This is a genomic window from Streptomyces sp. NPDC051921 (assembly GCF_040680975.1).
In the GTDB taxonomy this organism is placed as follows: Bacteria; Actinomycetota; Actinomycetes; order Streptomycetales; family Streptomycetaceae; genus Streptomyces.
Genome location: NZ_JBFAXU010000007.1, coordinates 50,594 through 76,696 on the forward strand (window position 1 = coordinate 50,594; position 26,103 = coordinate 76,696).

Genomic DNA, 26,103 nt, shown 5'->3' on the forward strand with positions numbered 1-26,103 from the left:
CCGCGCGGCCGGAAACCCGCCGCTCCCCCGACTCCCCCGGGAAGTAGCAGGTCAGCGCCCCTACGCGAACACGAGTACGGCGCGGGCCCTGACGGAAGGATTCCGCAGGGCCCGCGCCGGGGGTACGAGACGCACTCACTCAGATGAAGGATCACCCATGAGCCGAATGATCCAGCCCGAGGTGATCACCCGACCCGCTCGCCGGCTCAGGCCAGGGCGACCAGGTCCGCGTAGTCGGCGCCCCACAGGTCCTCCACGCCGTCCGGGAGCAGGATGATCCGCTCCGGGTCGAGCGCCTCGACGGCGCCCTCGTCGTGGGTGACCAGCACGACCGCGCCCTTGTACGTGCGCAGCGCGCCGAGGATCTCCTCGCGGCTGGCCGGGTCCAGGTTGTTGGTCGGCTCGTCGAGGAGCAGCACGTTCGCGGCCGAGACGACCAGGGTCGCCAGCGCGAGCCGGGTCTTCTCACCGCCGGAGAGCACCCCGGCCGGCTTGTCGACGTCGTCGCCGGAGAACAGGAAGGAGCCGAGCACCTTGCGCACCTCGACGAGGTCGAGGTCGGGGGCGGCGGAGCGCATGTTCTCCAGGACGGTGCGCTCGGGGTCGAGGGTCTCGTGCTCCTGGGCGTAATAGCCGAGCTTGAGGCCGTGGCCGGGGGTGACCTCGCCGGTGTCCGGCTGCTCGACGCCGCCGAGCAGCCGGAGCAGGGTGGTCTTGCCCGCACCGTTGAGGCCGAGGATGACCACGCGGGAGCCCTTGTCGATCGCGAGGTTCACATCGGTGAAGATTTCGAGCGAGCCGTACGACTTGGACAGGCCCTCCGCCGTGAGCGGCGTCTTCCCGCAGGGCGCGGGCTCCGGGAAGCGCAGCTTGGCGACCTTGTCGGAGACGCGGACCGCCTCCAGGCCGGACAGCAGCCGCTCGGCGCGCTTGGCCATGTTCTGCGCGGCGACGGTCTTGGTGGCCTTGGCGCGCATCTTGTCGGCCTGCGAGTTGAGCGCGGCGGCCTTCTTCTCGGCGTTCTGGCGCTCGCGCTTGCGGCGCTTCTCGTCGGCCTCGCGCTGCTGCTGGTAGAGCTTCCAGCCCATGTTGTAGACGTCGATGGCGGAGCGGTTGGCGTCCAGGTAGAACACCTTGTTGACCACGGTCTCGACGAGGTCGACGTCGTGGGAGATCACGATGAACCCGCCGCGGTACGTCTTCAGGTAGTCCCGCAGCCAGACGATCGAGTCGGCGTCGAGGTGGTTGGTGGGCTCGTCGAGGAGCAGGGTGTCCGCGTCGGAGAAGAGGATGCGGGCCAGCTCGATACGGCGGCGCTGACCACCGGAGAGGGTGTGCAGCGGCTGGCCGAGGACGCGGTCGGGCAGGCCGAGGGCGGCGGCGATGGTGGAGGCCTCCGCCTCGGCCGCGTATCCGCCCTTGGTGAGGAACTCCGTCTCCTGGCGCTCGTACTGCCGCAGGGCCTTCTCACGGGTGGCGCCGGCACCGGTGGCGATGCGCTCCTCGTTCTGCCGCATCTTGCGGATCAGCACGTCGAGCCCGCGGGCGGACAGGATCCGGTCGCGGGCGAGCACGTCGAGGTCGCCGGTGCGGGGGTCCTGCGGCAGGTAACCGACCTCGCCGGAGCGGGTGATCGTGCCGCCGGCGGGCTGCCCCTCGCCCGCGAGGCACTTGGTGAGGGTGGTCTTGCCCGCTCCGTTGCGGCCGACCAGGCCGATGCGGTCGCCCTTGGCGACGCGGAACGAAGCGGACTCGATGAGGACACGGGCGCCGGCGCGCAGCTCGATGCCGGAAGCGGTGATCACGGACAGACTCCAGGGCGATGGGTAACGGCGGAAGGACGGCTGAGTGGGGGCTTCGACGCCGCTAATGCACGGGGAGAATGGCCATGCGGCCAGTCTAACGGGCGGCCGCAAATGCTTTTAGGCCACGGATCACAGGTGCCGCATCTCACACCCTTCGCGACATGACCCCCATGTTGCGACGAAATCGGCATGCCACGCATGCCACCCCAAAAGGGGTGACCTCCGCCGAATCGATCAATACTCGGCAGGAAAGCGGAGGGCGGTGGCCATGCAGTTCGACGACGACGCCAACCTGGACACCTCGGAGGTCAAGGACGTCCGGGGCAGCCGTGTCCCGGGCGGCAGGGCCACGGTCGGCGGCGGGATCATCGGCGTCATCGCCCTGATCCTGGGCCTGTTCTTCGGGGTGGGACCCGAACAGCTGGGTCTGTCCTCCGGCAGCGAGGAGCCGGCCGCGACCGCCTCGTCGGCCGCCGAGGTCGACCGGAACTGCCGTACGGGCGCGGACGCGAACGCCCGCGAGGAGTGCCGGATCGTGGCGGTGGTCAACAGCGTGCAGGACTTCTGGCGGGCCGAGTACGCGCGCCGGGGCGGGCGGTACGCGGACGCGTCGACCGTGGTGTTCAGCCGGCAGGTCCCGACCGCCTGCGGCACGGCGAGCTCGGCGGTCGGCCCGTTCTACTGCCCCGGTGACCGGCAGGTCTATCTGGACCTGGGCTTCTTCGACGAGCTGCGCACCACGTTCGGTGCGACCGGCGGGCCTTTCGCGCAGGCGTACGTGGTGGCACACGAGTACGGCCACCACGTGCAGAACTTGACGGGGACACTGGCCCGCGCCCAGGACGGCCGGACCGGCGCGAACTCCCCCGCGGTGCGGGTCGAGCTCCAGGCCGACTGCTACGCGGGCGTCTGGGCCCGGCACGCCACGACGACGCCCGACGACCGGACGGGCCGCCCGCTGCTCACCCGGCTCACGGACGACGACATCCGCGACGGCCTGGACGCGGCGTCGGCCGTGGGCGACGACCGGATCCAGGAGCGGTTCCAGGGCCGGGTGACCCCGGAGAACTGGACGCACGGCTCGGCGGCGCAGCGCCGGCAGTGGTTCCGCACCGGCTACACCACGGGCGACGTGGCGCGCTGCAACACCTTCCGCTGAGGGTGGAGCGGGCCGGCGGTCCCGGGCGCCGTCGGTCCCCGGCCCGGTCAGCGGCGACTGCGACTGAGACCTGGATCACACCGCAGTAGAGAGGAAGTGATCGGGATGGCCGAGTCCCCCGACATCTGTCCGACGCTGACGTACGAGGACGCGAAGGCCGCGATCCGGCTGCTCACCGAGGGCTTCGGCTTCACGGCCGACGCCGTGTACGAGGGTGAGGACGGAAGCGTGGTGCACGCCGAGCTGTCCTACGGGAACGGGAAGGTGATGCTCGGCAGCAAGGGCACCGGCAGCCAGTTCGACAAGCTGATGACCGGTGCCGGCCCGGCCGGGGTCTACGTCCGCGTGACCGACGTCGACGAGCACCACGCCCGGGCGGTGGCCCACGGCGCGGAGATCGTGATGCCGCCGACCGACCAGGACTACGGCTCGCGGGACTACATGGCCCGCGACGCCGAGGGCAACGTCTGGAGTTTCGGGACGTACGCCCCCGGCGCCCCGGGTTAGCTCCGACCGGGGGAGCGCCGACCCCGGGGGGAGCTCCGGCCGGGTGGCGCCAGCCGCGGGGCGGCTCCCGGTGGGGTTCAGGCGCCGCCCGTGTGGACCTGGAAGGCCGCCCGGCGGACCGCCTTCGCCAGGGACGGGTCGGGGTGGGCGGCGGCGAGGGCGACCAGGACCTGGACGGTACGGGGGTGGCCGACGGCCCGGACCTCGTCGAGGAGCGCGGGGACGGTGCCCTGGACGGCGGAGTCGAGGTGCCGGACCAGCAGGGCGCTCTCGCCGTGGTCGGCGACGGCGGCCGCGGTGTCCACCCAGAGCCAGGTCGCCTCCTCGCGGGTCAGCACCTCGGGGGCGTCGTCCGGATCGGTGCCCTCGTACTCGGCGAGCCACAGCAGCGCGTACGGGCGGAGGGACGGTTCCGCGAGGGCGGCGCGCACCTCGGGCTCGGCCGGGGCGCCGACGACCCGCAGGGCCTCGAAGGCGAGACCTCGCAGCAGGGCGTCCTCGCCGCGGGCGACGGCGAGCAGCTCGGCGACCGCGCTGGAGAGGGTGCGGGCGGCGAGCCAGGCGCGGTACTCGTCGCGGGCCGGGCCGGGGGTGAGCCGGGCGCAACCGCGGAGCATGTCCTCGGCGGACTGCTCGATGTTGCCGGCCGGGCTCTGGGCGGCGACGCAGATCTGCTCCAGCTTGACCCAGACCGCCCAGTTGCCGAGCGGGGTGAGGGTGGCCTGGCCGCCCTCCGCGGTCGTCCCGAGGGTCAGGGCGCCGACGGCGGCGAGGCCTTCCAGGGCCCAGTCGAGCAGCGGGGGCAGGCCCTCGGCGGCGGGGACCGGCTCGACGGCGGCGTCGGGGACCGGGACCTCGCAGCGCTCCTCGCGCAGCTCGTCGACGCGCTGCCGGAGCAGGTCGAGCAGGCTCGGCACCGCGACGGGCCCGGCCGAGAGCTGGAGCAGGGAGAGGACCTGGGGGACCGCCTCGACGACCTCGGCGACGGCGCCGGGCGCGACGTCCTCCGGTGCCGGGTGGACCAGCGACCAGGCGTCGAAGAGGGCGACCCAGCCGCGCAGCACGGCGGAGTCGTCCCGGTCCCAGGCCTGCAGCCGCCAACCGGGGCGGGCGGTGTCGCCGTGCAGCTCGACGAGTCCGGCGAGCCGGGCCCGGTCCCAGCCGGCCCTGACCTGCCCGGGCGTCAGATCCAGTGCGGCGGCGGCCCGTTCGCCGTCCGGGGGTGCCGTCTCGGCCTGCCGGTCGACGGCCGCCCAGCGGGCGATCCGGACCGCGTCGGCGAGCACGGCCCTGGCCTGGAGGGCCAGTTCCGCGCGGGGCGGCGTCCCCTCGGGCGGCCGGGGCGCCGGGCGGGTGCGCCGGTTCGTCACGGCCTTTCGCGCGGTGGCGAGGGCCCGCGGACGGACGAGTCGGAGTCTGGAGTTGCGCGCCAATGGTTCATCGGGCTTTCGAGACGTCACGGGGGCAGTCTTCCCGCTGACGGCCCGAAAGCCCAATCGGAATCCGTAACGCCGCCGCGCCGAGGGGTATTCGCCCCCGGCGCCGGCCCGGGGACGGGTGGAACGGAGCCCTCCCGGGCGCCTCCGCGGCCCATCACGGGCCCGTTCATGGGCCCGTTCGCGACCCCGCGTCCGCCGCCCCGTCCGCAGCGCCCGCCGCAGCGCCTTCCGGCCCCTTGCGGGTCTTTTCCGGGTACGTTGCGGGGTCCTTCCCGGGCCCTAGACGAGCGGGGTCAGGAAGCGGCGGAGGGCCTCTTCGTAGCGGAGGGGGTCCGCGTTCCACAGGGCCGCGTGAGGGGCGCCGCTGACCGTGGTGAGGGTGACGAGGTCCGGGCGGAGCTCGGCGAGGCGCCGCGAGGGGCCCCAGGGGGCGATGGTGTCGTCGGGACCGTGGAAAAGCAGGGTGGGGACGCGCAGCGCGCCGGGGGCGGCGGCCTCCTGGAGGCGGTCGGGATGGAGCCCGGTCCTGCCCTGGGCGGCGCGGACCGCGAGCGGCAGCAGCGGGCCCGGCACCCGGTGGGCGGCGGCCAGGTTGCGCAGGGTGGCCTCCCAGTCGAGGACCGGGGAGTCGAGGACGAGGCCGCGGATCCGGTCGCGCACCCCGGAGCTCGCGGCGGCGTGCAGGGCCATGGCGGCGCCGGTGCCCCAGCCGTGCAGGACGACCTGGGTGGCGCCGCGCCGGACGGCGTAGCGGATGGCGGCGTCGACGTCGCGCCACTCGGTGTCGCCGAGGTGGCCGAGCCCGTCGGGGGCGGCGGGCGCTCCGGCGTCGCCCCGGTAGGCGGGGAGGAGGACCGGGATCTGCCGGCGCTGGAGGAAGGGGACCAGGTTGAGCGGCTGCTCACGGGTGGTGCCGAGGCCGTGCAGGGCGATCACCCAGGTGGAGCGGGCGCCGGGGATCAGCCAGGCGGGCAGGTTGCCGAGTTCGCCGGGGATCTCGACGTCCTCGTAGGAGAGGCCGAGGGCGGTCTCGGGGGTGCCGATGTGCAGCTGCGGGGTGAAGCGGACCCGGACGCCGGGGCCGAGGGTGCCGAGCTCGACGCGTTCGAGGCGGCGCACGACGGTGTCGGCGGTGTGCGGGACCCGGTCGAGGACCGGGCCGACGACCGCGTGCAGGGCGTCGGCCTCGATCCCGTACGTGCCGGGGCGCAGCGAGGCGAGGCTGCGGGTGAGGGTGATCCGGCCCGGTCCCGTGGCGTGCACGGTGAGCTTGGGATCGCCGGGGAAGGGGCGCCCGGAGGGCACCTTGAGGGCGACGTCGCTGGCGTACCGGCCGGCCGCCACCGCGGCCGCGCCGAGACCGATCACTGTGGTGACGGCCGCTGCCGTCGCTGTAGCCGGGCGCACGCTCCCAGTGTCGGCAGCCTGCCCGCGACCTGCCACCGGGCGGCTCCTTCGAGTGACGTGGGTCTCGTTCTCGGGGTCCTCCGTGCGACTGAAGCGGTCCACGGGGCGATACGGGACGAGAGTGGAGGAAGCTACGCGCGTTGCGTCCGGCCCGGAACGGCACGGTTTACCCGGGGTCGCACGGTGACCGCATCGTGGACAGCCCGTCCGTCCGACCCGGAAGCGGAATCTCCGGACCTCGATTCGGGACACCACGTCGCCCGACCCAGTTCACCTTCCGTTCACCCAGGTTGCCTACGTTCAACCTGCCACTGACGTCAAACGATTGCCTGGGTAAATGGAACACATCACGCTGCTGCTCGCGATTGTGGTCGTGACAGCTCTCGTGTTCGATTTCACGAACGGTTTCCACGACACCGCCAACGCGATGGCGACGACCATCTCGACCGGTGCCCTCAAGCCCAAGACGGCGGTGGCCATGTCCGCCGTGCTGAACCTCGTCGGCGCGTTCCTGTCGGTGGAGGTCGCCAACACGATCTCCAAGGGACTGGTCAACGAGGAGGGGATCCAGCCCGAAGTCATCCTCGCCGCGCTCGTCGGCGCGATCCTCTGGAACCTGGTGACCTGGCTGGTCGGACTGCCGTCCAGCTCCTCCCACGCCCTGATGGGTGGCCTCATCGGCGCGACCGTGGCCTCGATCGGCATCAGCGGCGTCAACGGCGAGGTCGTCGTGACGAAGGTGCTCATCCCCGCGATCGCCGCCCCGGTGGTCGCCGGCGTGGCCGCGATGCTCGCCTCCCGCCTGACGTACCGCCTCGGCAAGAACGCGCCCGAGAAGGCGACGGCGAAGGGCTACCGGGCCGGCCAGATCGCCTCCGCCGGTCTCGTCTCCCTCGCCCACGGCACCAACGACGCGCAGAAGACCATGGGCATCATCACCCTGGCCCTGGTCGCCGGCGGCACCCTCGCCCCCGGCTCCAACCCGCCCGTCTGGGTCATCGTCTCCGCCGGCACGGCGATCGCGCTCGGCACCTACCTCGGCGGCTGGCGCATCATCCGCACCATGGGCAAGGGCCTCACGGACCTCCAGCCGCAGCAGGGCTTCGCCGCCCAGACCAGCGCGGCCACGGTCATCCTGGCCTCCTCCCACCTCGGCTTCTCCCTCTCGACCACGCACTCCGTCTCCGGCGCCGTCATGGGCGCGGGCCTGGGCCGCAAGGGCGGTGTGGTCCGCTGGTCGACCGCCACCCGCATGTTCGTCGCCTGGGGCCTGACCCTGCCGGCCGCCGGCCTGGTCGGAGCGGGAGCCGAGTACGTCGCCCGTCAGGGCGACTGGGGCGTCTACACGGTCGCGGCCTTCCTGGTCGCCTCCTGCCTCGGCATCTGGCTCCTCTCCCGTCGTCACGTCGTCGACCACAACAACGTCAACGACGTCGAGACCGGGACCGAGCCCGCGGGTGTCGTCACCACCGCCATCGCGGCCGTCACCCCGCCGCCGGCCGGCTCCGTCGCCGCCGTCGCGGACGAGGACCTGAAGGCCACCATCCCCGCCCCGGGCCCGACCGACCCGGCCGCTCCCCCGGCCCCCGCCGCCGCGGTCTAAGGAACTGGAACCAAGCATGAAGATCGACTGGGCAGCTCTCGGCTCCGTCTTCGGAGTCAGCCTCGTGGCCACCGTCGCCCTCGTGGCCCTCTTCACCCTCGGTGTCGTCGGCCTCGGCAAGCAGGAGGAGGCCGCGGCGAACGGCGGCTCCGCCACCCTGGCCCGCACCGGCGCCTACCTCTGCTTCGCCCTGTGCGCGGCGGCCGTCGCGTACGGCATCTATCTGATCGTCGCCTGACGCTCGACGGACCATCCGGCCGGGCGGCCCCCCACCACGGGTGCGGGGCCGCCCGGCCGCCGTGTTTGTGGTGCTTCGCACAGTGACGCGACGCAGGTCAAGGGTGAGTTGACGGGTGTTCGCGGAGCGTGGTGGACTGCCGAAGCCATTACGGCGGCAAGCAGAGGAAGTCCGGTGCGAATCCGGCACGGTCCCGCCACTGTGACCGGCCCCGACGGGCCGGGAGTCAGGAACTCTCGCCGCCGGTCACGTCGAGCCAGGGCGCGGACCCTGAGTGAGGACACAGTGCCATGCCCGGCCGCGGCCCCCGACCTTCCCGTGCCCGCACCCCCCGTCCCTCCCGCGTGTTCGCGTACGGAGCCGCCGCCGGCCTCGCCGTCGACCTGCTCGTGGGCGATCCGCGCCGCGGCCATCCCGTCGCCGCGTTCGGCCGCGCGGCCGGTGCGGTCGAACGGGTCCTGTGGCGCGACGACCGCGGCCGGGGCGCCCTGCACACCGCCGTCTGCGCGGGCGGAACCGTCGCGCTCGGCGCCCTCGCCGCCCGGACCCTGCGGGGCAGCCGCGCCGCATCCGTCGCCCTGACCGCCGCCTCCGTGTGGGCCGTCGTCGGCGGTACGACCCTGGGGCGCGAGGCCCGTGCGATCGGCGGGGCGCTCGCCGCCGGCGACCTGGAGGTGGCCCGGGAACGGATGCCGCACCTCGTCGGCCGCGACCCGCAGGCCCTCGACGGGCCCGCGATGGCCCGCGCGGTCGTTGAGTCCGTCGCCGAGAACACCTCCGACGCCGTCGTGGGCGCCCTCTTCTGGGGCGCGGTGGCCGGCGTGCCCGGCCTGCTCGGCTTCCGGGCGGTGAACACCCTGGACGCCATGGTCGGCCACCGGTCCCCCCGCTACCGTCGCTTCGGCTGGGCCTCGGCCCGGCTCGACGACCTCGCCGGCTGGCCGGGCGCCCGGCTCACCGCCGTCCTCACCACCGTCGCCGGCGGGAACCCGCGCGGGGCGGCGAAGGCCTGGCGCGAGGACGCCGGGCGGCACCCCAGCCCCAACGCGGGACCGGTGGAGGCCTCGTTCGCCGGAGCCCTCGGCGTACGGCTCGGCGGGACCCTGTCGTACGGCGGGCGGATCGAGCACCGGCCCGTGCTCAACGGGACGGGGCGGGCCGTCGAGGTGACCGACATCGACCGGGCGGTCCGGCTGTCCCGCCGGGTGACCTGGCTGACCCTGGCCGCCTGTGTGGGCGGCCGGACCATCGCGTGCGCGCTGAGGAAGCGGAGGAACGTATGAGAGGCGGGGGGCTGCTCGTCGCCGGGACCACGTCCGACGCGGGCAAGAGCGTCGTCACGGCCGGCATCTGCCGGTGGCTGGTCCGGCAGGGGCTGAAGGTCGCACCCTTCAAGGGACAGAACATGTCCCTCAACTCCTTCGTGACGCGGGACGGCGCGGAGATCGGGCGCGCGCAGGCCATGCAGGCGCAGGCGGCCCGGGTCGAGCCGAGCGCGCTGATGAACCCGGTGCTGCTCAAGCCCGGCAGCGACCGCTCCAGCCAGGTCGTGCTCATGGGCAAGCCGGTCGGCGAGCTCAGCGCGCGCGGCTACCACGGCGGCCGGCAGAAGGAGCTCTTCGAGCCGGTTCTGGCGTGCCTGGAGGAACTGCGGGGCACGTACGACGCCGTGATCTGCGAAGGGGCGGGCAGTCCGGCCGAGATCAACCTGCGGCGCACGGACATCGTGAACATGGGCGTCGCACGGGCCGCGCGGCTGCCCGTCGTCGTGGTCGGCGACATCGACCGGGGCGGGGTGTTCGCCCAGTTCTTCGGGACGACGGCACTGCTGGCGCCCGAGGACCAGGCGCTCGTCGCGGGCTATCTCGTGAACAAGTTCCGCGGTGACGTGACCCTGCTGGAACCCGGACTGGACATGCTGCACGGCCTCACCGGGCGCCGCACCTTCGGCGTCCTGCCGTACGCGCACGGCCTCGGCATCGACGAGGAGGACGGCCTGCGGGTCTCGCTGCGCGGCGCCGTGCGCGAGTCGGTCGTGGCGCCGCCGCTGGGCGCGGACGTGCTGCGCGTCGCCGTCTGTGCCGTGCCCCTGATGTCCAACTTCACCGACGTGGACGCGCTCGCCGCCGAACCGGGCGTCGTCGTCCGCTTCGTGGACCGGCCCGAGGAACTCGTCGACGCCGACCTGGTCGTCGTGCCGGGGACCCGCGGCACCGTCAGGGCGCTCGCCTGGCTGCGCGAGCGCGGCCTCGCCGACGCGCTGGCCCGGCGGGCCGCCGAGGGCCGCCCGGTGCTCGGCATCTGCGGCGGATTCCAGGCCCTGGGCGAGCGCATCGACGACGAGGTCGAGTCGAAGGCCGGCACCGTCGACGGCCTCGGCCTGCTGCCCGTACGGGTCCGGTTCGCGCCCGAGAAGACGCTGGCCCGGCCGGTCGGCGAGGCGCTCGGCGAGCGGGTCGAGGGCTACGAGATCCACCACGGCGTCGCGGAGGTCCTCGGCGGCGCCCCCTTCCTGGACGGCTGCCGCGTCGGCGCGGTCTGGGGCACCCACTGGCACGGCTCCCTGGAGAGCGACGCCTTCCGCCGCGCCTTCCTCCGCGAGGTCGCGGCGGCCGCCGGGCGCCGCTTCGTCCCGGCCCCCGACACCTCCTTCGGCGCCCTCCGGGAGGAACAGCTCGACCGCCTCGGCGACCTGATCGAGGAGCACGCCGACACGGACGCGCTGCTCCGCCTGATCGAGAAGGGCGCGCCGGAGGGGCTGCCGTTCGTGCCGCCGGGTGCGCCGTGACCGCCCCGCTCGCGACGCCCGCCCCGACCTCCGTACGACCCGAAGGAGTGACCGCCCGATGAGTACCCGCTACCCGTTCACCGCCGTCGTCGGCATGGACGACCTGCGGCTCGCGCTGCTGCTGAACGCCGTCAGCCCGGCGGTGGGCGGCGTGCTGGTCCGGGGCGAGAAGGGGACCGCCAAGTCCACGGCGGTCCGCGCGCTCGCCGAGCTGCTGCCGGAGGTCGCGGTGGTCGCCGGCTGCCGCTTCAGCTGCGACCCGGCCGCGCCCGACCCGGGCTGCCCGGACGGCCCGCACGGCGAGGGGGCGCAGGAGGCGCGGCCCGCGCGGATGGTGGAGCTCCCGGTCGGCGCGTCCGAGGACCGGCTGGTCGGCGCGCTGGACATCGAGCGGGCGCTCGCGGAGGGCGTGAAGGCCTTCGAGCCGGGGCTCCTCGCCGACGCGCACCGGGGCATCCTGTACGTCGACGAGGTCAACCTGCTGCACGACCACCTCATCGACCTGCTGCTCGACGCCGCAGCCATGGGCTCCTCGTACGTCGAGCGCGAAGGCGTGTCCGTGCGGCACGCGGCCCGCTTCCTGCTGGTCGGCACCATGAACCCCGAAGAGGGCGAGCTGCGCCCGCAGTTGCTGGACCGGTTCGGCCTGACCGTGGAGGTCGCGGCCTCCCGGGAGCCCGAGCAGCGGGTGGAGGTCGTGCGGCGGCGGCTCGCCTTCGAGGACGACCCGGCGGCGTTCGCCGCGCGCTGGGCCGAGGAGGAGGCGGCGCTGCGCGGGCGGATCGTCGCCGCGCGGGCGCTGCTGCCGCAGGTGACGCTCGGGGACGCGGTGCTGCTGCAGATCGCGGCGACCTGCGCCGCGTTCGAGGTGGACGGCATGCGCGCGGACATCGTGATGGCCCGGACGGCGACCGCGCTCGCGGCCTGGGCCGGGCGCACGGAGGTCACCTCCGAGGACGTCCGGCAGGCCGCCCTGCTCGCCCTCCCCCACCGGCGTCGGCGCAACCCGTTCGACGCGCCCGGCCTCGACCAGGACAAGCTCGACGAGACGCTGGAGCAGTTCAAGGGCGACGACGAGCCCGACGACGACCCTGACCCGCAGGGCCCGGGCGGCGACGGCCCCGGCGGTGGGGGTGGTGGTGGCATTCCCCCGCAGGGCGACGGTCCCGCGCCCGAGGCGTCCGACCCGTCCGGCCCGTCCGACGTCCCCGACGGCGCACCCGCGCCCCGGAACGGCGGTGCCGGCGCCGACTCCGGCGAGCGCGCCGCCGTCAAGGCCGCCGAGCCCTTCCGTACGAAGATGCTCAGCGTGCCCGGACTCGGCGAGGGCGCGGCCGGGCGCCGGTCCCGGGCCCGTACCGAGCACGGCCGGACCACCGGCGCGACCCGCCCCCGCGGCACGCTGACCAAGCTGCACCTGGCCGCGACCGTGCAGGCCGCCGCCCCGCACCAGAAGGCGCGCGGCCGCTCGGGCCCGGGCCTGGTGGTGCGCCGGGACGACCTGCGGCAGGCGACCCGGGAGGGCCGCGAGGGCAATCTGGTCCTGTTCGTCGTCGACGCCTCCGGCTCGATGGCGGCGCGGCAGCGGATGAGCGCCGTCAAGGGCGCCGTCCTTTCGCTGCTGCTCGACGCCTACCAGCGGCGCGACAAGGTCGGCCTGGTCACCTTCCGGGGCAGGGCCGCCGAGGTCGCGCTGCCGCCGACCTCGTCCGTGGACGCGGCCGCGGCCCGCCTCGAGCAGCTCCCCACCGGGGGCCGTACGCCGCTGTCCGCCGGCCTGCTCAAGGCGCACGACGTGCTGCGCGTGGAGCGCCTGCGCGACCCCTCGCGCCGCCCGCTGCTCGTGGTCGTGACCGACGGCCGGGCGACCGGCGGCGGTGCCGACCCGGTGGCGCTGGCCGCGCGCGCGGCCCGCCTGCACGCCGCCGACGGTACGGCCGCGGTGGTCGTGGACTGCGAGACGGGACCGGTGCGGCTCGGCCTCGCCGGAAACCTCGCCCGTGAACTGGACGGCACCGCCGTCACCCTGGACGAACTGCGCGCCGACTCGATCGCCGGGCTCGTCAGGGACGTACAAGGCAACCACTCTGGCGCCAGGAGGGCCGCGTAATGCCTAAGGGACAGCCGACCGTCGTTCCGGACGACGGACTGACCACCCGTCAGCGTCGCAACCGTGCGCTGGTGATGGTGCACACGGGCGTCGGCAAGGGGAAGTCGACCGCCGCCTTCGGCATGGCGCTGCGCGCCTGGAACCAGGGCTGGCCGATCGGGGTGTTCCAGTTCGTCAAGTCCGCCAAGTGGCGGGTCGGCGAGGAGAACGCGCTCAAGGCCCTCGGCGAGACCGGCAAGGGCGGCACGGTCGTCTGGAACAAGATGGGCGAGGGCTGGTCCTGGATCCAGCGCGAGGTCGCCGAGGGCGAGCAGTCGCACGAGGAGAAGGCACGCGAGGGCTGGGAGCAGGTCAAGCGGGACCTGGCCGAGGAGAAGTACACGTTCTACGTCCTCGACGAGTTCGCGTACCTGCTGCACTGGGGCTGGATCGACACCCAGGAGGTGATCGAGGTGCTGCGGGACCGCCCGGGTCAGCAGCACGTCGTCATCACCGGCCGCAACGCCCCGCAGGAGCTCATGGACTTCGCGGACCTCGTGACGGACATGTCGAAGGTGAAGCACCCGATGGACGCGGGTCAGAAGGGCCAGCGGGGCATCGAGTGGTAGCACGTCTCGTCATCGCCGCCCCGTCCTCGGGCGCGGGCAAGACCACGGTCGCGACCGGCCTGATGGCCGCGTTCGCCGGCCGTGGTCTGGCGGTCTCCCCGCACAAGGTCGGCCCCGACTACATCGACCCGGGCTACCACGCGCTCGCCACCGGCCGGCCGGGCCGCAACCTCGACGCGTACATGTGCGGTACGGAGCTGATCGCGCCGCTCTTCGCGCACGGCGCGCGGGGCTGCGACCTGGCGGTCGTCGAGGGCGTGATGGGCCTGTACGACGGGGCCGCGGGCCAGGGCGAACTGGCCTCCACCGCGCAGGTGGCGAAGCTGCTGCGGGCGCCGGTGGTGCTCGTCGTGGACGCCTCCTCGCAGTCCCGGTCGGTGGCCGCGCTCGTGCACGGCTTCGCTTCCTGGGACCCGGAGGTGCGGCTCGGCGGGGTGATCCTCAACAAGGTCGCCACGGACCGGCACGAGGCGCTGCTGCGGGAGGCGCTGGAGGAGTCGGGGGTGCCGGTGCTCGGCGTGCTGCGGCGTGCGCCGGCCGTCGAGACGCCGTCGCGGCACCTGGGCTTGGTGCCGGTCGCGGAGCGGCAGGCGCAGGCGGTGGAGGCGGTGGCCGCCCAGGCGGAGCAGGTGCGGGCCGGGTGCGACCTGGAGGCGCTGCTGGCGCTGGCGCGGTCGGCGCCCGAGCTGAGCGCGGCGCCGTGGTCGGCTGAGGTCGGGGGGCCGCTGCACGCGGGTGGTTCCGCCGTGCCCGCCCTCCCCCGGACTCCGTCCGGGGGGACCCCCATCGCCCCTGCGAAACGGGTGCCCACAGCTCGGCCCGTCGTCGCCGTCGCCGGCGGGGCCGCCTTCACGTTCTCGTACGCCGAGCACACGGAGCTGCTCACCGCCGCGGGCGCGGAGGTCGTCACGTTCGACCCGCTCCGTGACGAGGCCCTCCCGGAGGGGACGCGCGGCCTCGTCATCGGCGGCGGCTTCCCGGAGATGTACGGCGAGCAGCTGTCCGCCAACGAGGCGCTGCGCAAGGCCGTCGCCGAGCTCGCCGCCTCCGGCGCGCCCGTCGCCGCCGAGTGCGCCGGGCTGCTCTACCTCGCGCGGACGCTGGACGGGCGTCCGATGTGCGGGGTGCTCGACGCGGACGCCCGGATGTCGTCGCGTCTGACGCTCGGGTACCGGGACGCGGTGGCCGTGAGCGACAGCGTGCTCGCGGCGGCCGGCACGCGGATGCGGGGGCACGAGTTCCACCGGACCGTGATCGAGCCGGGCGCCGGGGCGCAGGCGGCCTGGGGGCTGCGGCAGCCGGAGCCGAGGGTCGAGGGCTTCGTCCAGGGCGGCGTGCACGCCAGTTATGTCCACACCCATTGGGCGGGAGCGCCGGCCGCCGCCGCGCGTTTCGTGGAGCGCTGCGGGTGAGTTCACCCGCCGGACAGGCCCACCACGAGCCAGATGAAGGCCACGCCCGCGACCGTGCACAGCAGGGTGGTGCGGGCGGGGTGTTCGTGGTGGGCCTCGGGGAGGATCTCGGCGGCGGCGAGGTAGAGCAGGGCGCCGCCGAAGAAGCCGAGATAGGCGCCGAGAAGTTCCTCCGGAAGGGTGAACAGGGTCGCGAGGCCTGCGCCGACGAGCGGGGCGACGGCGTCGGCGACGAGCATCGCGACGGCCTTGCGGCGGGCGTTCCCGTAGAGCGTCGTGATCGTGTACGTGTTGAAGCCGTCGGCGAAGTCGTGGGTGATGACGGCGAGCGCCACGGTGGCTCCCATGCCGCCGCCGACCTGGAAGGCGGCGCCGAGCGCGACGCCGTCCATCAGGCTGTGGAGGACCATGGCGGCGGCGGCCGTGAGGCCGACCTGGGGGGCGCGGTCCCCCGCATCGACGCCGTGGGCGGCGCGGCGGACGGCGAGGAGACGTTCCACCACGTGGGCGAAGAGGAAGCCGCCGACGAAGAGCAGCAGGGCCTCGGGGACGCCGAAGACCTTCTCCCCGGCGGCCTCCAGTGCCTCGGGGAGCAGGTCGAGTCCGACGACGCCGAGCATGAGTCCGCCGGCGAGGCCGAGGACGAGGTGGCGGCGGTCGGTGACGCGCTGGGCCGTCCAGCCGCCGAACAGCGTCATGAGGAACGCGCCGAGCGCGACGACTACAGCCATGGGCCTTTGCTATCGGATGGCGGCTCCCCCGCGCACCTCGGCCCGGCGGTCGTGGTCGGTGTCGGGGCCCGGTCGGGGGTCACGGCGGACGAGGTGCTCGATCTCGTGGCGGCCGTGCTGCGGGAGGCGGGGCTGACCGGCGGGGAGGTGCTGGCGCTCGCGACGCTCGACGCGCGGGCGGCGGAGCCGGGGATCGCCGGGGCGGCGGCGCGGCTCGGGGTGCCGGTGCGGGCGTTCGCGAGCGAGGAGCTGGCGGCGGTGGCCGTGCCGCGTCCCTCCGAGCGGGTGCTGACCGCGACGGGCACGGCGTCGGTGGCGGAGGCCGCGGCGCTGCGCGGGGCCGGGCCGGGTGCGGCGCTGCTGGTCCCGAAACGGAAGAGCAGCAGTGTGACCTGCGCCATTGCCCGTTCCGCACCACTTCGTCCGAACGAAGTCTCCACAAGCGCACGGTTGTTGCCCGATACTCGCGGGTACATCGCTGGCGAGCCCCAGACATCCCCCACACGCGCCATCCCCACCCCCATCCCCACCCCCATCCCCACCCCCCACACGACGGCGGCCATGGACATCCACACTTCTGCTGACGCGCACGATCTCAGACACCACGGCGATGCCGAGGTTCGGGACGAGAAGCTGATCGACCTCGCGGTCAACGTGCGGACGAACACGCCGCCGGAGTGGCTGCGGGAGCGGATCGCCGATTCGCTCACGGGTCTCGCGGCCTATCCGGACGGCCGGGCGGCGCGGGCCGCGGTGGCCGAACGGCACGACCTGCCGGCCCGGCGGGTGCTGCTCACGGCGGGTGCGGCGGAGGCCTTCGTGCTGCTCGCGCGGGCGCTGCCGGTGCGGCGGCCGGTCGTGGTGCATCCGCAGTTCACCGAGCCGGAGGCCGCGCTGCGGGACGCCGGGCACCAGGTGGAGCGGGTGCTGCTGCGCGAGGAGGACGGATTCCGGCTGGATCCTGCGGCGGTGCCGGAGGACGCGGACCTGGTGGTGATCGGCAATCCGACCAACCCGACGTCCGTGCTGCACCCGGCGGCGGCGATCGCGTCGCTCGCCCGGCCCGGGCGGTGGCTGGTCGTCGACGAGGCGTTCATGGACGCGGTGCCGGGCGAGCGGGAGTCGCTGGCCCCGCGGACTGACGTGCCGGGTCTGGTGGTGCTGCGCAGCCTGACGAAGACCTGGGGTCTCGCGGGGTTGCGGATCGGCTACGTGCTGGCCGAGCCGGAGACGATCGCCGCGCTGGAGCGCGTACAGCCGCTGTGGCCGGTGTCGACGCCGGCGCTGGTCGCGGCCGAGGCCTGCATGGCGCCGCTGGCGCTCATGGAGGCGGAGGAGGCGGCGCACCGGATCGGGGTGGAGCGGGCGCACCTGCTCGCGGGGCTCGCGGAGTTCGACGAGGTGCGGGTGGTGGCGGCGGCCGAGGCGCCGTTCGTGCTGGTCCGCATCGAGGGCGCGGACGCGGTGCGGGAGCGGCTGAGGTCGCTGGGCTTCGCGGCGCGGCGCGGGGACACCTTCCCGGGGCTCGACCGGAACTGGCTGCGGCTCGCGGTGCGGGACCGGGTGACGACCAACCGCTTCCTGCAGGCCTTGGACCAGGCGCTGTTGGCGCTGGGCTGACCGGGGTCGTCCGGCCGGAGCGAGGGGCGGTGCCGTGCGGCACCGCCCCTCGCCCGTTCCCCTCGCCCCCCTTGCTCCCCCTGTCCCCTCGGGCCGGTCAGCCGCGGGCGCGGGCCCGGCCGCGGGCCAGGGCGAGGGCGCCGCCGCCCGCTCCGAGCAGCACGATCGCGCCGCCGGCCAGGTACGGGGTCATGGAGCTGCCGCCGGTCGCGGCGAGGTTCTCGGTGGGGGTGGTGCCGCCGTTGTTCGTGGTCACGCCGGTGGCGTGGCTGGGCCGGGCCGTCGGCTGCTCCGTCGGCTGCTCGGAGGGCTGCTGCGAGGGCTGCTCGGTCGGCCGGTCGCCGGCCGGGGTCTCACAGGTCGCCTCGGCGAGAGTGATCTTGCCCTTGACCTCGGCGACGTTGAGCTTGAGCGGGTTGACCTCCACCGACAGTTCGAGGGCGGTGGCGGCCGCGGTGCGGGAGGTGGTGGAGGTACGGGAGAGGTCGAGGACGACCTCTCCGACACCGGGTACGGCCACCTTGGTCCGGCCGCCGGTCGAGAGGGTGGTCTTCTTGCCGAGGACCGTGACGTGACCGAGCAGGTTGGACTCGGCGACCGGCTGCTTGCCGGCCTCGCAGACGGCCTTGGAGGTGACCTTCTCCAGCTCGACCAGGGAGAGCAGCGGGAGTCCGGGGACGTGCACGCGGGCCTTGGCGAGGTTGACGTGGCCCTTGGCGGTGTTCCCCTCCACGGTCGCCTCAGAGGTGGCGACGTCCGCCTTGAGGACATCGACGGGCTGCCCGCCCTCCGCCCCCTGCACCTTCACGCTGAGCGCGGTCTTCTCGGCGCTGGCCGGGGCCTCGATCTCGTTGAGGGAGGCGCGCAGCGGGACGTTCACCGTCTTGTTGAGCAGGTCGACGTCGAGGGTGGTGCGCAGGACGACGGCGGTGGCGTGGCCTTCGCCGCCCTTGCCGCCGGTGCCGCCCGTGGCGTGGGCGGCCGGGGCCGCGAGGACCAGGGGGCCGACGGCGAGGGCGGCGACGGCGGCCGCGGCGGCGGTACGGCGCGCGGGCAGGCGGAAGGTGTTGCTGTTCAAGGCGGTGGAACCCCCACAGGAGACATGGCGTCGCCGACCGCTCACCACGGGGACTGCGGGTCACTGCGGCACCGGCGACTTGAGACACCGGAATCTTTACGCACTGTGGGTGAACTGGCAGACACCTGGCGTGAGTTCATTCCAAAGGGTGGTTTCCGCGTGCATTTTCGAATCTTTCGGCACAGACGTTCTCGCGCGCCCCGTGCGTAGCGGCGTCCGCGGGAGCCAGGGCGCTCATCCGTGAAGGTGGGAAACGACGTGCACCGGGCGGGGGTAACGGATCGTCAACCCGTCGCGTGCTGCACGGCGCCCTCACGGGCGGGCCGCCAGTACCCGAGGGCGTGCACCCGCTCCTTGGGCAGGGCGAGCTCCTTGCGGACGTACCCGGCGAGGGTGCGGGTGGTGACGGTGTCGCAGGCGATCCAGACGTACGGGTCGGCGGTGCCCGCCAGGAGCCCGGGGAGCTCCTGCCTGACCCGGGCGACGAGGGCGGCACCGGCGTCCGCGCGGGGCACGCGCCGCACCTCGTGGAGGCCGGGGGCCAGCCGCAGCGGCAGCTCCTCCGCATCGTCGTGGACGGTCTCGAACCAGAGGGTGGCGGGGGTGCCGGGGAAGGCTTCGAGCAGGGAGTTGACCGCGGGCAGCGAGGCGGCGTCGCCGACCAGGAGGAGCCGGCCGGGCGCCGGCTCGGGCGCGGTGAAACCGGTGCCCTGAAGGGTGGCCTCGACGGTGTCGCCGGGGGCGCAGGAGCGGGCCCAGTCACTCGCGGGGCCGTCGTGGAGCGCGAACTCCAGACCGAAGGTGCCGGTCCCGGGGTCCGGGTCGACAAGGGTGTACGCCCGCTGGTGCGGCTTGCCCCCGTCGTCGAACCAGAGCCGCACCCACATGGTCGGGTGCACGCCCGCGGCGGCGAGCAGGCCGCCGTCGGTGAGCCGCACCCGGCGGTAGTGCTCGGTGACCTGCTCCGCGCCCGTCACCGTGAACGTGAAGTCCTTGCCGCGGAACAGCTTGAGGACGACGCCCTCCCAGCCGTGACCGGTACGACCCACCACGATCCCCTCCCCCGGAGGTCCTGTAGATTAATTTAGGTCAGCCTAACCTAAGAAACGATGAGTCGATCGGGGCGGTACGCAGTGAGCATCGAGGTCCACCGGGACGCCTGGGGCGTCCCGCATCTGCGCGCCGCCGATCCCCGTGAACTCGCCCGCGCCCAGGGTCTGGTGACCGCCCGGGACCGGGCCTGGCAGCTGGAGGTCGAGCGGCACCGGGCGCAGGGCACGACGGCGGAGTTCCTCGGCGCGGCGGAGACCGGCTGGGACACGTTCGTGCGCCAGGCCCGGCTGGCCGACACCGCGCGCCGCTGTCACGACCGGCTGGATCCGGACACGGCGGCATGGGTACGGGCGTACGTGGACGGCGTCAACGAGGGCCTGGCGGCGGGCGCCGCCCGCGCGCCCGAGTTCGCCCGCACCGGTCTGGAGCCCGGCCGTTGGGAGCCCTGGACGCCGCTCGCGGTGTGGCTGTCCACGCACATCCTCTTCGCCGGGTTCCCCACCAAGCTGTGGCGGGAGCAGGTGGCGCGGCGGCTCGGCGAGGAGTGGACGGAGCTCTTCGCCACGGACGGCCCGGGCACGGCGGGCTCCAACGGCTGGGTCGTCTCCGGCGCCCGTACGGCGAGCGGCGCGCCGCTCGTCGCCGGCGACCCGCACCGCTTCATCGAGGCGCCGGGCGTCTACCAGCAGATCCGCCTCGCCTGCCCCGAGTACGACGTCCTCGGCCTGGCCGTCCCCGGTGTCCCCGGCCTCGCCCACTTCGGCCACACCGGCCGGGTCGCGTGGGCCATCACCAACGCGATGGCCGATTACCAGGACCTCTACCGCGAACGCCTCCGCCGCCGGTCCGACGGCCGGGTGGAGGCCCTGGGCCCGGCGGGCTGGGAGCCGGCCACCGCGCACACGGAGTCGGTGCGCGTGAAGGACGCCGAGGAGCCGGTCGTCATCGAGGTGATCGAGACGGCGCGCGGCCCGGTGATCATCGGTGCGCAGGGCGGCACCCCGGCGACGGGCGGCGGCCCGGACGGCGGGGCCGGGGAGCACGAGTGGGAGGCCGTCAGTCTGCGCCACCCGCCCCGCGTCACCGGCGAGCTGGGGTTCTCGGTGCTGCCCGCGCTGCTCACGACGCGGAGCGTGGCGGACGTGGACCGGGCGCTGGAGCGGTGGGTCGAGCCGGTGAACGTCGTGCAGGCCGCCGATGTCGACGGGGGGCTGCTGCACCGGGTCGCCGGCTGGGTGCCCGTGCGCGACCGGGTCAACTCCCTGCGGGTCGTGCCCGCCTGGGAGCCGGGGCACGACTGGGAGCCCGGGCCCGCGCCCGCCCCCCGGGCCGACGTCGTCGACGGGTACGCCGTGATGGCCAACGCGCGGGGGCTGGCCGCGCCGCTGGGCGTCGAGTTCGCCCCGCCGCACCGGGCCGAGCGGATCGCCGCGCTGCTCGACGCGTCCGCCTCCTGGACACCGGCCGCCACGGCCGCCGTCCACACCGACACCGACAACCCGTCCGCCCGCCGCCTGCTCCGGGCGGTCGAGGAGGTCCCCGAGGACGGCCTGCCCGCCGGGGCCCGGGCCGTGCGCGACGCGCTGCTCGCCTGGGACCGGCGGATGTCGGCCGACAGCGCGGACGCCGGCCTCTACGCCGCGGTGCGCGGGGCGGTCGTCCGCCGGCTCGCCGCGCACGAGGCGTTCGCCGCGCTGCGCGAACCGGAGCCGTACCCGGAGCTGTTCCGGCCCTGGCTCGCGCTCGGCGCGCGGGTCGCGTTCGCCCTGGAGACGCTGCTCGTCGCCGGGCCCGTGCCGGCCGGGGACGTACGCCGGATCGTGCGGGAGGCGCTGACGGAGGTCGGGGCCGCAGACGCCCCGCCGGCATGGGGCGTGACGCACCGGCTCGCGCCCTGGCAGGCCCTGCCGGACGAGGACGACGCTGCCGACTCCCGGTGGCCGGGCCTCGGCGGCGACCACGACTGCGTCCTGTCGACGTCCAGCGTCCCCGGCTTCACCGACCGCAGCGCCCGCGCGTCCGCCGCCCGCTACGTGTGGGACCTGGCGGACCGCGAACAGAGCCTGTGGGTCGTGCCGTTCGGCGCCTCCGGGGTGCCCGGCGACCCGCACCACCGCGACCAGCTCCCCCTGTGGCTGCGCGGCGAACTCGCCCCCGTCGTCACCGACTGGAACGACCTCGTGAAGGAAGAGCATGAGCAGAACTGAGCACGTCCAGGCCGTCGAGGGCTTCGGCACCGTACGGGTCGACCGCATCGACCCCGAGCGGCACGCCGACCTCATCCACCGCTGGGTGAACGAGGAGCGTGCCCGCTTCTGGGGCATGAACGGCACGACCGTCGAGCAGGTGCGGGAGATCTACGCGCACCTCGACTCGCTCACCACCCACCACGGCTTCCTGGTGCACCGGGACGACGTGCCGATCGGCATCTTCCAGACGTACGACCCCGAGGCCGACCGGGTCTCCGAGTGCTACGAGGTACGGCCGGGCGACATCGGCGTGCACCTGTTCATCGCGCCCTCGGCCGCGCCCGAGGCGGGCTTCACCGAGGGGGTGCTCACCGCCCTGATCGACTTCGCGCTGACGGGACGCACCCGGATCGTGGGCGAGCCGGACGCCGCCAACGAGAAGGCGATCGCCCGGCTCGCGCGGGCCGGGTTCGAGCTGGGCCCCGAGGTCGTGCTGCCGGAGGTGGACCTGCCGGAGGTTTTCATCCCGGAGAAGAAGGCGCGTCTGGCCTTCTACAGCAGGGCCTGAACGGGGCGGCGGACGCCCTGACGGGCGCCCGCCCCGCTGCGGGGGCGGGCCGGGGGACTCAGCCGAGCACCCGGCCGTTCACCACCACCCGCCGCGGTGCCGCGAGGACCCGCACGTCGGCGCGGGGGTCCTCGCCGTAGACGACGAGGTCGGCCGGGGCGCCCTCCTCCAGGCCGGGGCGGCCCAGCCAGGCGCGGGCGCGCCAGGCGGTGGCCGAGAGGGCGTCCAGGGCGGGGATGCCCGCGTTGGTCAGCTCCTCGACCTCGGCGGCGACCAGGCCGTGCGCGAGGGAGCCGCCCGCGTCGGTGCCGACGAAGACCGGGATGCCGGCGTCCCAGGCGGCGCGGACCGTGTCGTAGCGGCGCTCGTGGAGCCGGCGCATGTGCGCCGACCAGCGCGGGAACTTCTCCTGGCCGCCGTCCGCGAGGTGCGGGAAGGTCGCGATGTTGACCAGGGTGGGCACGATGGCGACCCCGCGCTCGGCGAACAGCGGAATGGTCTCCTCGGTGAGGCCCGTCGCGTGCTCGATGCAGTCGATGCCCGCCTCGACCAGGTCCCGCAGTGAGTCCTCGGCGAAGCAGTGCGCGGTGACCCGGGCGCCGAGCCGGTGCGCCTCGGCGATGGCCGCCTCGACCTCGGCGCGCGGCCAGGACGGCGCCAGGTCGCCGAGGTCGCGGTCGATCCAGTCGCCGACGAGCTTGACCCAGCCGTCGCCGCGCCGCGCCTCGCGTCCGACGTAGCAGACGAGCTCGTCGGGCTCGATCTCGTGGGCGTAGTTGCGGATGTAGCGGCGCGTGCGGGCGATGTGCCGACCCGCTCGGATGATCTTCGGCAGGTCCTCGCGCTCGTCGATCCAGCGGGTGTCGGAGGGCGATCCCGCGTCGCGGATGAGCAGGGTTCCGGCGTCCCGGTCGGTGAGGGCCTGCTTCTCCGCGGTGGCCTCGTCGACGGGGCCGTGCCGGTCGAGCCCGACGTGGCAGTGGGCGTCGACGAGACCGGGCAGCGCCCAGCCCTCGACGGTCAGGACGTCCCGGGCCGGGCCGGCGGGCCGCTCGAACGTGACGCGTCCGTCGACGCACCACAGTTCGTCCCGGACCTCCTCCGGGCCGACGAGCACCCGCCCCTTCACATGCAGCACCACGTGATCGCTCATACCCGCACTCTACGAGTCGCCGCCCGGGACCCGGGCGGCGGTGTTCGTCACGATCGGGGTGCGACCGTCCGGCCCCTCACGGGCGCCAGTCGGCCTCGATGTCGTGCGAGTCGGCCTTGGTGAGCTGGCTGAGCGCGGTGCCGTCGGCCCGGACCAGGAACAGGTGCTCGGGGTCCGCGTCGTCCGTGCCGCCCCGGGTGAAGACCAGCCGCCTGCCGTCCGGCGACCAGGAGGGGTTCTTGTCGTTGGCGCGGGCCGAGGTGATGCGGTGCCCTCCCGAGCCGTCGGGGCGGACGACGTAGAGGTGGGCGAAGCCGGTGGCGTCCACCCTGCTGAAGGCGATCCGGTTGCCGCGCGACCAGTCGGGCGTCCAGTCGTGGGAACCGGCCGGGGTGATCGGCGTCTGCGCCAGGGTGGACAGCCGGATCCGCATCAGGCGGCTGTTCCCGGAGGCGTCCGCGCGGTTGTACGCGAGGTACCCCCCGCCCGGGGACCACGTCGGGTGGAACTCGTCCGCCGCGGTGTGGGTGAGCCGGGTGGACGGGGTGCCGTCGAGGTCGACCACGTACAGCTCGCGCTGGGTGCCGACCGGCTTGGAGTAGGCGATCCGCTTGCCGTCCGGGGACCAGGCCGGGTCGGAGGCGCCCTCGGTGCCGGGCACGGGCTTCAGGTCGCCGCCCGTGCTCTTCATCGTCCAGATGCCGTCGATCGCGCCGCCGTCGCCGTAGCGGAGGAACGCCACCCGCTTGCCGTCCGGCGACCAGCTGGGCATCACGTCGCTGACGGTCGGGGTGTGGGTGAGCTTGACGGGCGCACCGCCGGTCGGGGAGATCGCGTACAGGTCCTCGATGGACGCCGCCGCACTGTAACGGGCGAAGACGATGGGGCGGTCCGCCGCCACCCGCACGACATCGGGCACGACGACCGGCCGCACCGGTCCCGCCGTTCGCGTGGCTCCCGCCGCTCCCGCCGCTCCCGCCGCTCCCGTCGCCCCCGTCGCCCCCATCGCTCCCGTCGCCCCCGTGGCATCCGCCGCTCCCGCGGCGCCGAGAGCCAGCGGCGCGGCGACGGCCAACGCCGCCGCGGCGACCGCGGCCCGGCGCAGCCGCGCCCTGCCGTCGGCGCCGGTCCTGCCGGTCCCCCCGGTCCCGCCGGTCCTGCCGGTCCCCCCGGTCCCGCCGGTCCTTCCGGTCCCGCCGACTCTGCCGGTTCTGCCTGCTCCCTCGGTTCTCTCGGTGCTCCGGTCCATGGTGTCCACCCCGTTCCTCCCGGGGCCCCCGCGGGGCCGCTCCGGCCCGCAACATCCCACCGGCGCGGCCCCGGGGGAAGCGGCCGCACCCGGCCGTACGAGCCCTGTGACACGTTCCGTACAGCGCCGTCACGGCCGTCACGGGAGGCGCGCGGTCCGCCGCACCCGTCCGTCCGGCCCGGCGGTGGGCCCAGCGCTTACGCTGGCGGGAGCTCGATCCCGATGTATGCGACACGCATTCGACCCGAAGAAGGCACCGCCGTGACCGTGACACACCCGCTTCTGGACCTGGCCCCGCTGACCGCAGCGCAGTTCGCGTCGATCGAGCGCCGGGTCGCCGCACTCCTCGCGACCCAGCAGGACGTGGTGATCACCCAGGGCGAGGCGCTGCTGCCGCTGGAGGGCTGCATCCGCAGCGGTGCCCGGGCGGGGTCGACGGCGCTGAACGTGGTGACCGGTCCGTACGGGCAGACCTTCGGCAACTGGCTGCGGGACTGCGGTGCCACCGTCGTGGACCTGGAGGTGCCGTTCCACACGGCAGTGACGGCCGATCAGGTGGCGCGGGCCTTCGCGGAGCACCCGGAGATCGATTTCGTCTCCCTGGTGCACGCGGAGGCGGCCACAGGCAACACCAACCCGGTCGCGGAGATCGGCGAGGTGGTGCGGGCGCACGACGCGCTGTTCTACCTGGACGCGGTGGCGTCGATCGGCGCCGAGCCGGTGCTGCCGGACGCGTGGGGCGTCGACATGTGCATCATCGGCGCGCAGAAGGCGATGGGCGGTCCGGCGGGCGTCTCGGCGGTGTCCGTGAGCGAGCGGGCGTGGGAGCGCTTCGCCGCCAACCCTGACGCGCCGCGCCGCTCGTACCTCTCCCTCCTGGACTGGAAGGAGCGCTGGATCGACGGCGGCCGCAAGGCGCTCCTGCACGCCCCGGCGCAGCTGGAGATGCTGGCCCTCGAGGCCTGCCTGGAGCGGATCGAGGCGGAGGGCCTGGACGCGCTGACGGCCCGGCACGCCTCGGCCGCGGCGGCGACCCGCGCGGGTGCGCTGGCACTGGGCGGCGGCCTGGAGCCGTACGTGTACGAGGCGAGGGACGCGGCGCCGGTCGCGACGACGCTGCGCGCCCCGGTCGGGGTGGACGCCTCGGAGCTGGTGGCGAAGGCGCTGGCCGCGGACCCGTCGCTGCCGCTGATCGCGGGCGGCGGGGCGCTGGCCAAGGAGATGATCCGGGTGAACCACTACGGCGTGGACGCGGCCCCCGGTGCGGTGCGCTCCTCGCTGGCGGCGCTGGGCGCGGCGCTGGCGGAGACCGGCCGGGCGGTGGACCTGGAGGGCGCGAGCCGGGCGGTCACGGAGGCCTGGTAGCCCGCGCGACCGCCCCGGTGG

21 protein-coding genes and 1 riboswitch are annotated in these 26,103 nt (G+C 74.5%); of the genes, 13 read left to right on the plus strand and 8 right to left on the minus strand.

The genetic code is table 11. The features are described 5' to 3' along the window. Positions 1 to 206: 206 nt before the first annotated feature. Positions 207 to 1,805, minus strand: coding sequence for an ABC-F family ATP-binding cassette domain-containing protein (locus tag AB0M16_RS11555; protein WP_365341420.1), 1,599 nt, complete (start codon positions 1,803 to 1,805; stop codon positions 207 to 209). Positions 1,806 to 2,073: 268 nt separating this feature from the next. On the opposite strand from AB0M16_RS11555, the gene AB0M16_RS11560 reads away from it, so the two are divergent. Further along, positions 2,074 to 2,964, plus strand: coding sequence for a neutral zinc metallopeptidase (locus tag AB0M16_RS11560; RefSeq protein WP_365341421.1), 891 nt, complete (start codon positions 2,074 to 2,076; stop codon positions 2,962 to 2,964). A 105-nt stretch (positions 2,965 to 3,069) separates the two neighbouring features. Beyond that, entirely contained in the window at positions 3,070 to 3,471 is a 402-nt protein-coding gene (locus AB0M16_RS11565; RefSeq protein ID WP_365341423.1) for a VOC family protein, read from the plus strand. 77 nt (positions 3,472 to 3,548) lie between these two features. Here AB0M16_RS11565 and AB0M16_RS11570 read toward each other — a convergent pair whose 3' ends face one another. Continuing rightward, entirely contained in the window at positions 3,549 to 4,841 is a 1,293-nt protein-coding gene (locus AB0M16_RS11570) for a hypothetical protein (RefSeq protein WP_365341425.1), read from the minus strand. 348 nt (positions 4,842 to 5,189) lie between these two features. Next, the gene (locus AB0M16_RS11575; RefSeq protein ID WP_365341427.1) at positions 5,190 to 6,317 is read right to left on the minus strand and encodes an alpha/beta fold hydrolase; all 1,128 of its coding nucleotides are present in this window, start codon (positions 6,315 to 6,317) and stop codon (positions 5,190 to 5,192) included. Between the two features lie 337 nt (positions 6,318 to 6,654). Here AB0M16_RS11575 and AB0M16_RS11580 point away from each other — a divergent pair, with 337 nt between their 5' ends. The 7 genes from AB0M16_RS11580 to AB0M16_RS11610 all read left to right on the plus strand — a co-directional run bounded on the left by AB0M16_RS11580 (position 6,655) and on the right by AB0M16_RS11610 (position 15,076). Continuing rightward, positions 6,655 to 7,920 carry an inorganic phosphate transporter gene (locus AB0M16_RS11580; RefSeq protein ID WP_365341429.1) on the plus strand — a complete coding sequence of 422 codons (1,266 nt, stop codon included), beginning with the start codon at positions 6,655 to 6,657 and terminating at the stop codon, positions 7,918 to 7,920. Between the two features lie 16 nt (positions 7,921 to 7,936). After that, positions 7,937 to 8,158 (plus strand): hypothetical protein, encoded by a 222-nt coding sequence (locus AB0M16_RS11585; RefSeq protein ID WP_365341431.1) that lies wholly within the window; start codon positions 7,937 to 7,939, stop codon positions 8,156 to 8,158. A gap of 122 nt (positions 8,159 to 8,280) precedes the next feature. Next, positions 8,281 to 8,415: riboswitch (cobalamin riboswitch) on the plus strand. Positions 8,416 to 8,448: 33 nt separating this feature from the next. Next, complete coding sequence (locus AB0M16_RS11590; RefSeq protein WP_365341433.1) at positions 8,449 to 9,441, plus strand: cobalamin biosynthesis protein; 993 nt, start codon at positions 8,449 to 8,451, stop codon at positions 9,439 to 9,441. Further along, a complete protein-coding gene (locus tag AB0M16_RS11595; protein WP_365341435.1) occupies positions 9,438 to 10,946 on the plus strand; it encodes a cobyric acid synthase in 1,509 nt (502 codons plus the stop codon). Before AB0M16_RS11590 ends, AB0M16_RS11595 begins: the two co-directional genes overlap by 4 nt. Before the next feature lie 58 nt (positions 10,947 to 11,004). Beyond that, positions 11,005 to 13,056 carry a putative cobaltochelatase gene (locus tag AB0M16_RS11600; protein ID WP_365341437.1) on the plus strand — a complete coding sequence of 684 codons (2,052 nt, stop codon included), beginning with the start codon at positions 11,005 to 11,007 and terminating at the stop codon, positions 13,054 to 13,056. After that, positions 13,056 to 13,664 carry a cob(I)yrinic acid a,c-diamide adenosyltransferase gene (gene cobO, locus AB0M16_RS11605; protein WP_365341439.1) on the plus strand — a complete coding sequence of 203 codons (609 nt, stop codon included), beginning with the start codon at positions 13,056 to 13,058 and terminating at the stop codon, positions 13,662 to 13,664. The genes AB0M16_RS11600 and cobO overlap by 1 nt, the downstream gene beginning before the upstream one ends. Continuing rightward, entirely contained in the window at positions 13,658 to 15,076 is a 1,419-nt protein-coding gene (locus AB0M16_RS11610; protein ID WP_365341441.1) for a cobyrinate a,c-diamide synthase, read from the plus strand. Before cobO ends, AB0M16_RS11610 begins: the two co-directional genes overlap by 7 nt. A 2-nt stretch (positions 15,077 to 15,078) precedes the next feature. Here the strand turns inward: AB0M16_RS11610 and AB0M16_RS11615 are convergent, their stop codons facing one another. Further along, a complete protein-coding gene (locus AB0M16_RS11615) occupies positions 15,079 to 15,807 on the minus strand; it encodes a ZIP family metal transporter (protein ID WP_365341443.1) in 729 nt (242 codons plus the stop codon). 51 nt (positions 15,808 to 15,858) lie between these two features. Here AB0M16_RS11615 and cobC point away from each other — a divergent pair, with 51 nt between their 5' ends. Then, positions 15,859 to 17,427 (plus strand): Rv2231c family pyridoxal phosphate-dependent protein CobC, encoded by a 1,569-nt coding sequence (gene cobC / locus AB0M16_RS11620; RefSeq protein ID WP_365341810.1) that lies wholly within the window; start codon positions 15,859 to 15,861, stop codon positions 17,425 to 17,427. Positions 17,428 to 17,524: 97 nt separating this feature from the next. On the opposite strand, the gene AB0M16_RS11625 is transcribed toward cobC, so the two are convergent. Further along, positions 17,525 to 18,505, minus strand: a complete 981-nt coding sequence (locus AB0M16_RS11625; RefSeq protein WP_365341445.1) for an SCO1860 family LAETG-anchored protein — start codon at positions 18,503 to 18,505, stop codon at positions 17,525 to 17,527. A gap of 284 nt (positions 18,506 to 18,789) precedes the next feature. Then, positions 18,790 to 19,554 (minus strand): siderophore-interacting protein, encoded by a 765-nt coding sequence (locus AB0M16_RS11630; protein ID WP_365341812.1) that lies wholly within the window; start codon positions 19,552 to 19,554, stop codon positions 18,790 to 18,792. A 60-nt stretch (positions 19,555 to 19,614) separates the two neighbouring features. Here AB0M16_RS11630 and AB0M16_RS11635 point away from each other — a divergent pair, with 60 nt between their 5' ends. Then, positions 19,615 to 21,765, plus strand: coding sequence for a penicillin acylase family protein (locus AB0M16_RS11635; protein ID WP_365341447.1), 2,151 nt, complete (start codon positions 19,615 to 19,617; stop codon positions 21,763 to 21,765). Then, positions 21,752 to 22,315, plus strand: coding sequence for a GNAT family N-acetyltransferase (locus AB0M16_RS11640; protein WP_365341449.1), 564 nt, complete (start codon positions 21,752 to 21,754; stop codon positions 22,313 to 22,315). Before AB0M16_RS11635 ends, AB0M16_RS11640 begins: the two co-directional genes overlap by 14 nt. A 58-nt stretch (positions 22,316 to 22,373) precedes the next feature. Here the strand turns inward: AB0M16_RS11640 and AB0M16_RS11645 are convergent, their stop codons facing one another. Together AB0M16_RS11645 and AB0M16_RS11650 are read right to left on the minus strand one after the other, a co-directional pair. Beyond that, the gene (locus AB0M16_RS11645; RefSeq protein WP_365341451.1) at positions 22,374 to 23,468 is read right to left on the minus strand and encodes an amidohydrolase family protein; all 1,095 of its coding nucleotides are present in this window, start codon (positions 23,466 to 23,468) and stop codon (positions 22,374 to 22,376) included. Between the two features lie 76 nt (positions 23,469 to 23,544). After that, positions 23,545 to 24,387 (minus strand): hypothetical protein, encoded by an 843-nt coding sequence (locus tag AB0M16_RS11650; RefSeq protein ID WP_365341453.1) that lies wholly within the window; start codon positions 24,385 to 24,387, stop codon positions 23,545 to 23,547. Between the two features lie 597 nt (positions 24,388 to 24,984). Between AB0M16_RS11650 and AB0M16_RS11655 the strand changes: the two genes are divergently transcribed. After that, positions 24,985 to 26,082, plus strand: a complete 1,098-nt coding sequence (locus AB0M16_RS11655; RefSeq protein ID WP_365341814.1) for an aminotransferase class V-fold PLP-dependent enzyme — start codon at positions 24,985 to 24,987, stop codon at positions 26,080 to 26,082. Positions 26,083 to 26,103: the final 21 nt, after the last annotated feature.

What these genes read in the sequence shown, in the direction of transcription:
- AB0M16_RS11580 (WP_365341429.1), top strand. Translation starts at nt 6,655, where the DNA reads ATGGAACACATCACGCTGCTGCTCGCGATTGTGGTCGTGACAGCTCTC.
- AB0M16_RS11640 (WP_365341449.1), top strand. Translation starts at nt 21,752, where the DNA reads ATGAGCAGAACTGAGCACGTCCAGGCCGTCGAGGGCTTCGGCACCGTA.
- AB0M16_RS11615 (WP_365341443.1), bottom strand. Translation starts at nt 15,807, where the DNA reads ATGGCTGTAGTCGTCGCGCTCGGCGCGTTCCTCATGACGCTGTTCGGC.
- AB0M16_RS11565 (WP_365341423.1), top strand. Translation starts at nt 3,070, where the DNA reads ATGGCCGAGTCCCCCGACATCTGTCCGACGCTGACGTACGAGGACGCG.
- AB0M16_RS11560 (WP_365341421.1), top strand. Translation starts at nt 2,074, where the DNA reads ATGCAGTTCGACGACGACGCCAACCTGGACACCTCGGAGGTCAAGGAC.
- AB0M16_RS11645 (WP_365341451.1), bottom strand. Translation starts at nt 23,468, where the DNA reads ATGAGCGATCACGTGGTGCTGCATGTGAAGGGGCGGGTGCTCGTCGGC.
- cobO (WP_365341439.1), top strand. Translation starts at nt 13,056, where the DNA reads ATGCCTAAGGGACAGCCGACCGTCGTTCCGGACGACGGACTGACCACC.
- AB0M16_RS11585 (WP_365341431.1), top strand. Translation starts at nt 7,937, where the DNA reads ATGAAGATCGACTGGGCAGCTCTCGGCTCCGTCTTCGGAGTCAGCCTC.
- AB0M16_RS11590 (WP_365341433.1), top strand. Translation starts at nt 8,449, where the DNA reads ATGCCCGGCCGCGGCCCCCGACCTTCCCGTGCCCGCACCCCCCGTCCC.
- AB0M16_RS11635 (WP_365341447.1), top strand. Translation starts at nt 19,615, where the DNA reads ATGAGTCGATCGGGGCGGTACGCAGTGAGCATCGAGGTCCACCGGGAC.
- AB0M16_RS11600 (WP_365341437.1), top strand. Translation starts at nt 11,005, where the DNA reads ATGAGTACCCGCTACCCGTTCACCGCCGTCGTCGGCATGGACGACCTG.
- AB0M16_RS11595 (WP_365341435.1), top strand. Translation starts at nt 9,438, where the DNA reads ATGAGAGGCGGGGGGCTGCTCGTCGCCGGGACCACGTCCGACGCGGGC.